Here is a 10,967-nt window from a genome sequence, read left to right on the forward strand (position 1 = left end):
TTTCGCGTGCCCCGACCCGACCGCAAGCGTATCGGCCTGGCCATTGTCGGTGGCGGCCGGGTGGGGGGCTTCCGCGGAGCGCTCGCCGCCCGCCACCCGATGGTGGACTGGATCGGCCTGGCCGAAATTCGTCCCGACAGGGCACAGGCGACCGGCCGGGAGATCGGTGCCGATGTCGTCACCGATGATTTCCGGGCCCTGATCGCCCGGCCGGAGGTCACCGCCGTCATCATCGCGACGGACGAGCACCTGCATGTGGACCCGGTGCTGGAAGCCGCCGCGCGTGGCCTGCCGATGATGATCGAGAAACCGCTTGCGACCACATTGGCGGATAGCGCGCGGGTGCTGGAGGCGCTGCGGGCCGGCGGTGCGGATGCGGTCGTCGGCTATACCCAGCGCTTCCGTCGCCGTTGGCTGACCGCCAAGGCGCGGGTCGCCGCCGGCGCGCTTGGGGATGTGACACTGGTCACGTCGCGCACGCTGATGAACCGCCTGGTGGCGCTCGATGTCTATCGTCGTGCGGCAGATGCGGCGGCGGTCTCGCCAATGGTCATCTCCGGCACCCATGCGCTCGACATCGTCATGTGGATGATGGAGGGCAAGACGCCGGTCGAGGCCTATGCCCGGTCCAACGATCGCGTGCTGGGGCCGATCTGCGGCGGAATCGATGCGACTGCCGGCCTGATCACCTTCGACGACGGCACGATGTTCCACGTCAGCATGTCCTGGGCCTTGCCGGTCTCCTGGCCGGCTGCGGTCTATAGCCTTGAGATCGGAATCGTCGGCACCGAGGGCGTGCTGACCATCGACGACACGCATCGCGACATGGTGCTGGCGGTCGATGCGCCACAGGCCGAGGGCTACAGCCCCGACGGGCGGCGGCTGGTGGATTTCCTCGGCAGTTATCCTCCGGGCGATATGGCCTTCGGCGAATTATGGGGGCCGATGCGGGAGGAGACGTTGGGCTGGCTCGACCGGGTTTCGATGGGTGTGGCCAGCCCGCATGCGACCGCCGCCGACGCGCATCGCAACCTGATGCTGACCAAGGCCCTCGACCTATCGGCGAAACTTGGCCGCCCCGTACGCCTGCCGTTGGAGGGTTAGGCTTCAGGCGGTTGTTCGCGCGCCATCACCGCCGGCGCGCCATCCAGGAAGGCGCCGACCTTATCCGCGATCACCGCATCCAGATCCTTCGGCATCTTCAACCCAAAGACGAAGCGGCGCAGGCCGATATAGAAGATGGCGGCGTGCAGCCCCCAGACGAGTTCGACATCGCGTTTGCGGGTCGCCACGTCGGTGGCCGGCGGCAGTCCGTGCGCATGGCGGGTTTCCTGGACAACGCGATCGAAAATGCGTCGCCGGATCAGCCGCAGGATCCGCGTGTTCAGCCCAAGCCCCTTCAGGCCCGAAAACATGAACAGCCTGATCCATTCGTAGGTCAGCACCGTATGCGTGTAGTCCAGATAGAACTCCGTCAGCCTTTCGCGCAATGGCCGCGACCTGTCGGCGATGATGCCTTCCCAGCCAGGCTTCCAGTTGGCGACGAAGACTTCCTCATAGACGCGCTCGATCAACGCATCCTTGCTGGCGAAGTAGCGATAGAGCAGCGGTTGCGTCATGCCCAGCCGATCCGCCAGGTCGCGCGTGGTGGCGCCGAAGCCGACCTCGGCGAAGAGGGCAATGGCGGCCTTCACGATGGCCTTTTCGCGCGCCTCGCCATCGGTGCGGCGGGGGCGAGCCGGGGCGGGTTTCGCCTTGGTCGGTTGCTCCGCCACTGTCTCATAGGCTCCAGGCTGCTGTTCCGATCGCACAGACTGCCTAGCATGGCCCCGGGCCTACGACATAGGGCCGGCCGCGGTCAGGCCGCCCGGGGGTCGTGGCGGGCAAGGCGGGCCAGCAGGTAGTCCACTTCCTGGCGGGTCGTGGCGCTCATCGGTGCGCTCGGCCGGCGTTGCGCATCGCAGGCGATCATGCCGCGCCGGGCCATCACATATTTACGGATGGCCAGCCCAGCGCCAGGCTGCTGCTCGTAGCGCAGCAGCGGCAGATGCGCATCGAACAGGTCATGCGCCGCATCCCGCTGCCCGGCCGCGGCCATCCGCACCACATCCACCAGCATGTCGGGGAATGCATAGCCGGTCATCGACCCATCCGCGCCGCGTTCTGCTTCGAAATCAAGGAATAGCCCACCATTGCCGCAGAGTATCGGCACCCGGCGCATACCCTCCGCCTCCCAGCCGCGCAGCGTGCTGATCTTGTCGAGCCCGGGCCAATCCTCGTGCTTCAGCATGGCGCAGGACGGGTTGTCGGTGATGATGCGGCGGATGACGCGGGGCGACATGACGACCGAAAAGGTCAGCGGATAGTCCTGGATGACAAAGGGCACGTCAGCCCCGATCGCCTCGGCGGCCTGGGCGTAGTAGCCGACGATCTGATCGTCAGTCCGCAGTGACGCGGGCGGGGCGATCATCACGCCCGCAGCACCCCGATCCATCACGGCGCGGGCGAGCGAACGCATCGCGGCGAAGCCCGGGGACGAAACGCCGACAATGACGGGCAGGCCCTCGGCACGCTGGATGTAGCGGGACGCGACGATCAACGCCTCTTCCGCGTCCAGCTTCGTGGCCTCGCCCAGCAGGCCGAGGACGGTGACACCCGTGCAACCGCAGCCGCGGTAGAATTCCATCAGGCTGTCGATCGATGCCAGATCGATGGCGCCCGCCTCGGTGAAGGGGGTCGGTGCGATGGGGTAGACACCATGGGCTGTGTGATCGAGCGGCATGCGAGGCTCCGGCGAGAACATGCGTGTTCGGAGGACGTGTCCCCCGGATGAAAAGTGATCGATTGATCATTCTTCATCGACGGTGATTAGGGTCATCGGAGGGTCGTGGCAAGATGAGATGCCGTGCCTGGGCAATCCCTCCTGGTGCGTGGGTTCGGCCTGTGTCGTGATCAACGCCTCAACGGGCCCGCTGGCGGCCTACGCGCTACACGGGTCACGCGGGGGGATCAGGGCCACGGCCGCCTGGCACGGCGGGTCGGCCCCTGAAACCGCCCCTCATAGAACCCGGCCTTCTTCCAGCGGCCCGATCAGCCTATGAAGGCTCTCCACGTTTCCGACCGGTGCCGTCTTGCAGGATGATGATTTCCTCCACGAACAACGTGTCCTGACCTTCTCGGTCGCCGTCACGGTGCTGATCGGCGCGGCGGGCATTGCCTGCGGCCTGTTGATCAATTCCAGTTCCATCCTCTTCGATGGCGTCTATTCCCTGATCGACGCGGCGATGACGGCGCTGGCCCTCGGCGTCTCGGCATTGCTGGCGCGCGGCAGCACGCGCCGCTTCCAGTTCGGGTTCTGGCACCTGGAGCCCATGCTGGTCCTGCTGAACAGCCTCGTGCTGGCCACCTCGTGCAGCTACGCCTTCCTCGGCGCGCTGAACGACCTCCTCGGCAACGGCAGGACCGTCTCCTTCGGTCCCGGCGCCTGGTACGCGCTTGCGGCCGGCACGGTGAGCCTCGGGCTCTACGTCGTCATGCGGGCCAAGGCCCGGAGGTTGGGTTCGGACCTCCTGGCGATGGATGCGCGCGGGTGGCTTGCCGGTGGGCTCCTCAGCCTCGCCCTCGGAAGCGCCTTCCTCGGCGTGGGGCTGTTGCGCGGGACGGCCTACGAACATCTCGTGCCCTACCTCGATCCGGCGATCCTGGCCCTGCTGACCTGCGTCCTCATCCCGCTGCCGTTGATGGCCTGCTGGCGTGCCGCGAAAGAGGTTTTCGGTGTCGCGCCGCAACAGATGGACGAGGCGGTGAAGCGGATCGCCGGGGATGTCGCCGCCCGGCACGGCTTCGCCGATTTCAGCACCTACGTCACCAAGACCGGCCGTGCCCAATTCGTGGACATGACCTTCCTGGCCGGGCCGGAGATGGAGATGCGCTCACTGACCTTCTTCGATTCCATACGCGCCGAGATCGTTGAGGGGTTGGGCGCCGCACCGCCAAGCCACTGGCTGAACATCGAATTCACCATGGACGCGCGCTGGCTTTAGCCAACCACCGTCGGGACGGGCGCGGGACCGAGGTTGACGGCAGAGCGGTTCGGAGCCCAATTCCTGCATCGATGCAAAGCCCTCTCTGAAAGCCTTCATCATGTTGATCGACCGCCGCGCCCTGCTGGGCGCCGTCTTGCTGGCCCCGGCCGCCCGCGCCCAGACGCCCGCCGCCCCCCTCCGCATGGTCATCCCCTGGGCGCCTGGCGGATCCACCGATGTCGTCGGCCGCTTCTTCGCCGAGGTCTGGCAGCAGCGCCTGGGCCAGACCGTGGTGATCGAAAACCGCTCCGGCGCCAGCGGCACCATCGGGCATGCCTTCGTCGCCAATGCACCAGCCGATGGGCGCACCGTGTTATTGGCGACCAACAGCACCTATGCCATCGCCCCCGCGCTCTACAACAACATCCCTTACGTGCACGACAACGCCTTCGCGCCCGTCACCTTGCTGGCGCGCAGCCCGCTGGTGCTTTGCGTCAATACGCGCCTGGATGCGCGGGACATCGCCGGGCTGATCGCCTTGGCCCGCGCGCGACCCACCGCGCTGAACATGGGCATCGGCGGCACCGGGGCGACCAGCCACCTCGCCAGCGAATTGTTCATGGCCCATTCGGGCACGCAGTTCACGCTTGTCGCCTATCGCGGCAGCGGCCAGACCATGCAGGCCCTGAACACCGGTGAGATCGACGCGGCCTTCCTGTCCGCCACCACCGTCCGCCCGTTGGTGGAGGCCGGGACGGTGCGCGTGCTCGGCACCACCGGCACCACGCGCTCGCTGACCCTGCCGCAGGTGCCGCCGATCGCCGAAAGCGGCCTGCCGCAGTTCGAGGCGACGACCGCCTATGCCTTGTTCGTCCCCAAGGCCACGCCACCCGCCGAAATCGCACGGCTGCACACGGCCGCCGCCGCCGCGCTGACCCAGCCGCAACTCCGGGAAAAACTGGCGGTGGAGGATATCGAGGTGATCGGCGGCGGCCCGGATGTGCTCGCCGCCCATGTGCGGGAGGAGACGGTCAAATGGGCCGAGATCATCCGCAGCCGCAACATCAGCGCGTCATGAGCCTGCGTCTTGCCGTCATCGGCGCCGGTGCGATCGGCGGCCTCAGCGCCGCCCTGGCAGCCGAGGCTGGGCATGAGGTCGCGATCTGGTCGCCGCGCGGCGCACCGCGCCATGGCACCGTCACCGACGGGCGGCTGGCGCTGCGCTGCACTGGGGCCTTGGTGGCCGAACACAGCGTCGCGCTGCTGCCGGATGCCGCCGCCCTGTCGGATTGGCCGATCCTGCTGCTGGCCGTGCCGGGCGACGCCTATCCGCTGCTGCTGCCGGCGGTGCTGGCGGCTTTGCAGCCGGGGCAGACGGTGATCTGCGGCGGGGCGCTGTCCCTGGCGCCGCTCTGGCTGAAGGAACAGGCCGAAGCACGCGGCCTGACCCCCGGCATCGTCGCCTGGGGCACGACCCTGGGCACCGGGCGCATCACGCCGGAACGTAAGATCCAGGTCGGCACTGTGCGCGCGAGGTTCGAGGCGGCCGCCCTGCCCGCCGACCGCCGCGACGCGCTGCTGGCGACCTGCGTGGCGCTGTTCGGCGACCGTTTTTCGGCCGTGGACTCGCTGCTGCTGCCGTTGCTGTCCAACATCAACCCCGTTGCCCACGCCGGCCAGGTGATCCCCAACCTGTCGCGCATAGAACGGCACGAAGCCTGGCAATTGTTCGAGCATTTTGGTGAAGCAGGCGGACGCATCGCCGCGGCGATCGACGCCGAACGCATCGCCATCGCCACGGTTTTTGGGCAACCGGTGCGTAGCCTGGCGCGGCACTACCACCTCTCCTACCACGTGCCGGAAGGCCCGCTGCCCGCCATCGCCGCGGCGATCGAGGCCGATGGACGCGCCCCACGCGGCCCGGTCAGCCTGGATCACCGCTACCTGGACGAGGACATGCCCTATGGCCTCGCGGTCTATGAGGTGCTGGGCAGGATCGCGGCGGTGCCGACGCCGCAGATCTCGGCCGCCCTCACCCTGCTCTCCTGCGCCAGCGGCAAGGAGCTGCGCCAGGGCAACCCGCTGATCGCATGGCTGGGTCTGGAGGGGATGGACGTCGCCGGGCTGCGCGCGCGCTGCGGGTAGCACGGTTTTCCGCGAATGCCGCGTTGCCGGCGGGGGTCGGCGCGTTGCAGGCCGCAACGTTCCCTCACCTTAACGAGATGCTTGACGCACAAAGCCCCAGTGTGGAGCTTGCACGGATGAATGACCTGTCCGCACCCGACGTCCTTGTCATCGGCGGTGGCCCCGCAGGCTCCACCGCCGCCGCACAGCTCGCCATGGCGGGGCGCAGCGTGGTCCTGGTCGAAAAGGAAGCCCATCCACGCTTCCATATTGGCGAGAGCCTCCTCCCCCGCAACCTCGACGTCCTGGAGCGTCTGGGCGTGTTGGAGGAGGTGCGCGCCATCGGCGTGCACAAGCCCGGTGCCGAATTCGTCTCAGATCGCACCGGGCGTAGCTGCGCCTTTCCCTTTGCCCAGGCGCTGAACAAGGCGCGGACCCATGCATGGCAGGTCAAGCGCGCGGAGTTCGACACGTTGCTCTTCGCCAATGCGCGCCGCCGCGGTGCCGTCACGCTGGAAAACACGCGCGTCACCGACATCGCCTTCGGCGCGGCGGGTGAACGCGCGACGGTCCATGCACGCGACGCGTCCGACGCGACGCAGGAATTCCGCCCTCGCTACGTCCTTGACGCATCGGGGCGCGACACCTTCCTGGCCGGACGGATGCGTGTGAAAGACATGAACAAACGCAACAACACGGCGGCGATCTATGCGCATTTCCGTGGCGTCGCGCGGCGTGATGGCGAGTTGGACGGCTATATCAGCATCCACCTGTCCGAAGATGGCTGGTTCTGGCTTATCCCGCTGCAGGGCGACATCATGAGCATCGGCTTCGTCGGCAACCAGTCGGCCTGGAAAGGCCGCAAAGGTTCGCCGCAGGAACTGTTCCTCGCACGTATCGCCCAAAGTCCCACGGTGACAGCCCGCACCCAAGGCGCTGAGATCGTGTCGGAGATCTTCAGCACCGGGAACTACAGCTACCGTGCCAGCCAGGGCCATGGCGATGGCTTCCTGATGATTGGCGATGCCTATGGCTTCGTGGACCCGATGTTCTCGACAGGCGTGCTCATGGCCATGACGGCCGGCGAACTGGGTGCCAGGACCGCCGACGTCTGGCTCGACGATCCGGTTCGGGGCCAGCGGATGGCAGCGCGCACGAACACGGAACTGGCGCGTGCGATGGATCGCATCAGCTGGCTGATCTACCGCATCAACGATCCTGTCATGCGGTCGCTGTTCATGGCACCCAGCAACAGGCTTTGGATGCGTGACGGCATCATCAACATGCTGGCCGGCAACCTGCGTGGGGATCCGCGCGCCGTGCTGCCGATCCTGTCGTTCAAGGCCGTCTTCCACGTGCTCTCGGCGCTACACAGGATCGGTCTGGGACCCGCCATGCCGGAAGCACTTCCTTTGGCCGTCGCCGCCGAGCGATGATGTGCTACCGTGGCGCCATGACGCGACACACGAAGGCAGGCCCCATGGGCCGCAGGATCGGTGCCTTGGCGCTGGCCGTGACCGGCATCCTGGCCGTCGGCGGCTGCGAAAGCAGCAGGCCCGCGACCCGCACCGGTGCGGCGCTGGACCGTGCCGGCACCCAGACCGGTGCCGCACTTGGCCGGGCCGCGGATTCCACGGGTGCCGCCCTCAACCGCGCCGGCGAATGGGTGCGCGAAAAGACGAACTGACCTCAGCCCAGCCCCCCGCTGACCGAGATGGTCTGCCCTGTGATATAGGCGGCGCGGCTGGACGCGAGGAAACACACGAGGTCCGCCACCTCCTCCGGTTGGCCGGCGCGGCGCGCCGGAACGATCTCCGCGATCCGCTGGCGCGTCATCGCCGCATCGACGGCGGGCGTCGCGATGATACCCGGCGCCACGGCATTCGCGGTTACGCCGCGCGACGCATATTCAAGCGAGATCGACTTCACCGCGCCAATCAACCCTGCCTTCGCCGCCGCGTAATTCACCTGCCCGCGATTGCCGATGATGCCGGATAGGGAGGAGATCGCCACGATCCGCCCCCAGCGCGTGCCGATCATCGGCAGGATCAGCGGGCGCAGCACGGCGAAGAAGCCGGTCAGGGAGACATCCACCACCCCGCGCCACTGCTGTTCCGACATCCCCGCCAGCGGCACGTCGTCATGGGTGCCCGCATTGTGGACCAGCACCTGGACGGGGGTTTCCGCGATCAGCGCCTCCAGCACCGCGGCGGTCGCCGGAATGTCGGTCAGGTCGCAGGCAAAGGCCCGCGCCTGGCCACCCGCCGCCACGATCTCGGCCGCCAGCGCTTCGGCCCGGCCCAGGTTGCCATGGGCGTGAATCAGGACCTCATGGCCCTCGGCCGACAGGCCGCGACAGATGGCGGCGCCAATCGGGCTGGACCCGCCGGTCACCAATGCGCGACGCGGCGTCATGCGGCCTCTCCCGGCAGGATCACCGCCGCCTGGCCGCTGAGAAGGCTGCGGCCATCCGCCGTGATGTCGAAGCGGTAGATGAAGCCACCCGTCTCCGCGACCAGCGCCACGGCCTCGATCAACAGCGGGGCTTGGACGGTGTCCAGCCGGTCCACGTTCATCCTGATGTCGCGCAGGCTGCTGACGAAGCCGACCGATTGCGCGGCCGCCGCGCCGACCGCGCCATGCAGCGCCATGGCCTGCAACGCGAATTCCAACCCGCAGACCGCCGGCAGCATGCCGTCCCGGCGCAGGGGGTTGGCGTCGTCGCGATGGCGTCCGGTCTCGCACAGGATGCGGGACGCGTCCCAGGCGATGGCGCGATCCAGCAGGCACATCGCGCCATGGTGCGGCACCAGCCCGGCGATCGCCGCGTGGTCAAGCGGCGGGCTCAGCACGGGCAAACCAGTATCTCCAGATGCGCGTCCGTCAGGTACGGCAGGCGGACGGACGCAGCCCGGCGCGCGGCGATGGCGCGCAGCAGCGGGATGGCACGCGCCGCGGCATTGCCGCCGGCCAGCGCATCCAGCCCGTCCTCTGGTTGCGCCATCGGCGCGGCCCCTGCCACATAGCGCAGGTCGAGCATCGCGCGCGCGCCATCACCCCCGCCGGGCCGCAGCACGAGCGCCACGGCAAAAGGGAAATCCGTCTGCCGCAGCGCCGCCAGTGGGGGCGGGACCGGGGTGTCGTAGGCGCAGAACAACACCGCGCGCCCGCTCGACACCACGGCGGTCATGGCCGCCAGCAACCCCGCGGCAAACACACCATCGTGCCCGCCGAGGCTCAGCGACGGCATCGTTGAGCCGACGGCGATATGCCAATACCCGGCCGCGGCATTGTGCACCGAATTGTGGAACTGCGTGGGCGAAACGTCGCCCCCGGGGTCATGCATCGCGCCCAGCAGGCCCGCGATCACCGCGCCATCGCCGTTGCCGCTGGCGAAGATGGTTTCCAGCGCGGCGCGGTCGCTCTCCGCCTCGGTCGCCTCCGTGGCGGCCGCGAGCGCGAAGCGAACCGTGGCGCCAGTACGCCGGCGCTCCGTGGCGGCCAGGATGGCGGGCGGGGGGGCGGTGGCCTCGGCCATGACCCAGGGCTGCGTGCCTGCGAGAACAGGCTCGGCCAGCGCCCAGCCCGGCAGTCCCGGCCCCAGCACGGCGACGCCGGCGATCCAGCATTTCATGCGGCGCGGCCGATGATCAGGCTGCAGTTGCTGCCACCAAAACCGAAGGAATTGCTGATGACGCGACGGAGTGGCGCCGCGTCATTGCCGGTCGCGATATGGCAGCGAAACGTGGGATCTGCGGCCTCGACGCCCAGGCAGCCGGGGATCAACCCGTCTTCCACGCAGATGGCGGCGATGACGGCTTCGATGGCGCCCGATGCGCCGAGCGTGTGGCCGGTCCAGCCCTTGGTCGAACTGCATGGCACGGCGTTGCCAAAGACGTGGTGCACCGCGCGGTCCTCCATCGCGTCATTGGCGCGCGTGCCGGTGCCATGCAGGTTGACGTAGTCGATCGCCTCCGGCCCGAGCCCCGCCGCCGCCAGCGCGGCGCGCATCGCGCTGACCGCGCCCAACCCGTCGGGGTGCGGCGAGGACATGTGGTGCCCGTCGCTGCTGGCGCCGGCACCGAGCAGCAGCGGCGCATCGTCCCTCACGCCCCGTTCCAGCAGCAGCAGCCCCGCCCCCTCGCCGATCGAGATGCCATCGCGGTCCCCCGCGCAGGGGCGGCACGGCCCCCGACCCAGCAGTTCGAGCGAGGCAAAACCATGCAGCGTCAATCGGCACAGGCTGTCCACGCCGCCAGCCACGGCGGCGTCCACCACGCCGGCACCGATCAGCGCCGCCGCCTGCATGATCGCACGGGCGCCGGAGGTGCAGGCGGTGGAAATCACCAGCGCCGGACCGCGCAGCCCCAGCCTCGCGCGCAGGTAGTCGGGCAATGCCTGTAGATCATGCGTGCGTGCGAAATCGAAATCGGCCGGCAACGCGGTATTGCCCGGAACGCGCCGGGCATAGGCTTGTTCCGTCTCCTCGATACCCGCCGTGCTGGTGCCGACGACCACCGCCACCCGGTCGACGCCATGGCGGTCTCGGGCGCGCAGCACGGCCTCCTCGAAGCCGTCGCTGCGCAGCGCCAGTTCGGCCAGGCGGTTGTTCCGGCAGTCGTAGGCGCGCAGGCCCAATGGCGGCGTCGCGCTGTCGAGCCCGGGCACCTGGCCAAGCCAGGTCGCCGCCGGTCCGCCCGGAAAGTCGCAGCGCGCCAAGCCGCCGCGCCGGGCGTGCAGCGCCGCGCGCAAAGGCTCGGTGCCGGCACCCAGCGCCGTGACCGTGCTGCGCGCCGCGATGGCCAGAGGCCACATCGT

General features: G+C 68.7%; 12 protein-coding genes. 6 read left to right on the top strand and 6 right to left on the bottom strand.

Going from position 1 to position 10,967, the window contains the following annotated elements; all coding sequences use genetic code 11:
• Window positions 1–6: 6 nt before the first annotated feature.
• Window positions 7–1,104 carry a Gfo/Idh/MocA family protein gene (locus ACQW02_RS16000; RefSeq protein WP_431280912.1) on the top strand — a complete coding sequence of 366 codons (1,098 nt, stop codon included), beginning with the start codon at window positions 7–9 and terminating at the stop codon, window positions 1,102–1,104.
• Here the strand turns inward: ACQW02_RS16000 and ACQW02_RS16005 are convergent.
• Together ACQW02_RS16005 and ACQW02_RS16010 are read right to left on the bottom strand one after the other, a co-directional pair.
• On the bottom strand, window positions 1,101–1,775 hold the full coding sequence (locus ACQW02_RS16005; protein WP_431280913.1) for a TetR/AcrR family transcriptional regulator: 675 nt from the start codon (window positions 1,773–1,775) through the stop codon (window positions 1,101–1,103). The genes ACQW02_RS16000 and ACQW02_RS16005 overlap by 4 nt on opposite strands.
• Before the next feature lie 83 nt (window positions 1,776–1,858).
• A complete protein-coding gene (locus tag ACQW02_RS16010; RefSeq protein ID WP_431280914.1) occupies window positions 1,859–2,782 on the bottom strand; it encodes a dihydrodipicolinate synthase family protein in 924 nt (307 codons plus the stop codon).
• A gap of 349 nt (window positions 2,783–3,131) precedes the next feature.
• On the opposite strand from ACQW02_RS16010, the gene ACQW02_RS16015 reads away from it, so the two are divergent.
• The 5 genes from ACQW02_RS16015 to ACQW02_RS16035 all read left to right on the top strand — a co-directional run bounded on the left by ACQW02_RS16015 (window position 3,132) and on the right by ACQW02_RS16035 (window position 7,836).
• The gene (locus tag ACQW02_RS16015) at window positions 3,132–4,043 is read left to right on the top strand and encodes a cation diffusion facilitator family transporter (RefSeq protein WP_431280915.1); all 912 of its coding nucleotides are present in this window, start codon (window positions 3,132–3,134) and stop codon (window positions 4,041–4,043) included.
• Window positions 4,044–4,143: 100 nt separating this feature from the next.
• On the top strand, window positions 4,144–5,103 hold the full coding sequence (locus ACQW02_RS16020) for a Bug family tripartite tricarboxylate transporter substrate binding protein (protein ID WP_431280916.1): 960 nt from the start codon (window positions 4,144–4,146) through the stop codon (window positions 5,101–5,103).
• Window positions 5,100–6,170 (top strand): NAD/NADP octopine/nopaline dehydrogenase family protein, encoded by a 1,071-nt coding sequence (locus ACQW02_RS16025; protein WP_431280917.1) that lies wholly within the window; start codon window positions 5,100–5,102, stop codon window positions 6,168–6,170. The genes ACQW02_RS16020 and ACQW02_RS16025 overlap by 4 nt, the downstream gene beginning before the upstream one ends.
• Before the next feature lie 23 nt (window positions 6,171–6,193).
• The gene (locus ACQW02_RS16030) at window positions 6,194–7,585 is read left to right on the top strand and encodes an FAD-dependent oxidoreductase (protein WP_431280918.1); all 1,392 of its coding nucleotides are present in this window, start codon (window positions 6,194–6,196) and stop codon (window positions 7,583–7,585) included.
• A 44-nt stretch (window positions 7,586–7,629) separates the two neighbouring features.
• A complete protein-coding gene (locus ACQW02_RS16035; protein ID WP_431280919.1) occupies window positions 7,630–7,836 on the top strand; it encodes a hypothetical protein in 207 nt (68 codons plus the stop codon).
• Window positions 7,837–7,838: 2 nt separating this feature from the next.
• On the opposite strand, the gene fabG is transcribed toward ACQW02_RS16035, so the two are convergent.
• Genes fabG through ACQW02_RS16055 form a run of 4 tightly spaced genes read right to left on the bottom strand, consistent with a single transcriptional unit; the run spans window position 7,839 to window position 10,964 of the window.
• Window positions 7,839–8,564 (bottom strand): 3-oxoacyl-ACP reductase FabG, encoded by a 726-nt coding sequence (gene fabG, locus ACQW02_RS16040; protein WP_431280920.1) that lies wholly within the window; start codon window positions 8,562–8,564, stop codon window positions 7,839–7,841.
• The gene (locus ACQW02_RS16045) at window positions 8,561–9,007 is read right to left on the bottom strand and encodes a phosphotransferase (RefSeq protein WP_431280921.1); all 447 of its coding nucleotides are present in this window, start codon (window positions 9,005–9,007) and stop codon (window positions 8,561–8,563) included. The genes fabG and ACQW02_RS16045 overlap by 4 nt, the downstream gene beginning before the upstream one ends.
• Entirely contained in the window at window positions 8,995–9,783 is a 789-nt protein-coding gene (locus ACQW02_RS16050) for a beta-ketoacyl synthase chain length factor (RefSeq protein WP_431280922.1), read from the bottom strand. The genes ACQW02_RS16045 and ACQW02_RS16050 overlap by 13 nt, the downstream gene beginning before the upstream one ends.
• Complete coding sequence (locus ACQW02_RS16055) at window positions 9,780–10,964, bottom strand: beta-ketoacyl-[acyl-carrier-protein] synthase family protein (RefSeq protein WP_431280923.1); 1,185 nt, start codon at window positions 10,962–10,964, stop codon at window positions 9,780–9,782. The genes ACQW02_RS16050 and ACQW02_RS16055 overlap by 4 nt, the downstream gene beginning before the upstream one ends.
• Window positions 10,965–10,967: the final 3 nt, after the last annotated feature.

The organism is Humitalea sp. 24SJ18S-53 (assembly GCF_050632385.1).
Taxonomy (GTDB): domain Bacteria; phylum Pseudomonadota; class Alphaproteobacteria; order Acetobacterales; family Acetobacteraceae; genus Humitalea.

Coding starts and splice junctions, on each gene's coding strand:
- ACQW02_RS16010 (WP_431280914.1), bottom strand. CDS start 2,782: ATGCCGCTCGATCACACAGCCCATGGTGTCTACCCCATCGCACCGACC.
- ACQW02_RS16020 (WP_431280916.1), top strand. CDS start 4,144: ATGTTGATCGACCGCCGCGCCCTGCTGGGCGCCGTCTTGCTGGCCCCG.
- ACQW02_RS16025 (WP_431280917.1), top strand. CDS start 5,100: ATGAGCCTGCGTCTTGCCGTCATCGGCGCCGGTGCGATCGGCGGCCTC.
- ACQW02_RS16035 (WP_431280919.1), top strand. CDS start 7,630: ATGGGCCGCAGGATCGGTGCCTTGGCGCTGGCCGTGACCGGCATCCTG.
- fabG (WP_431280920.1), bottom strand. CDS start 8,564: ATGACGCCGCGTCGCGCATTGGTGACCGGCGGGTCCAGCCCGATTGGC.
- ACQW02_RS16050 (WP_431280922.1), bottom strand. CDS start 9,783: ATGAAATGCTGGATCGCCGGCGTCGCCGTGCTGGGGCCGGGACTGCCG.
- ACQW02_RS16055 (WP_431280923.1), bottom strand. CDS start 10,964: ATGTGGCCTCTGGCCATCGCGGCGCGCAGCACGGTCACGGCGCTGGGT.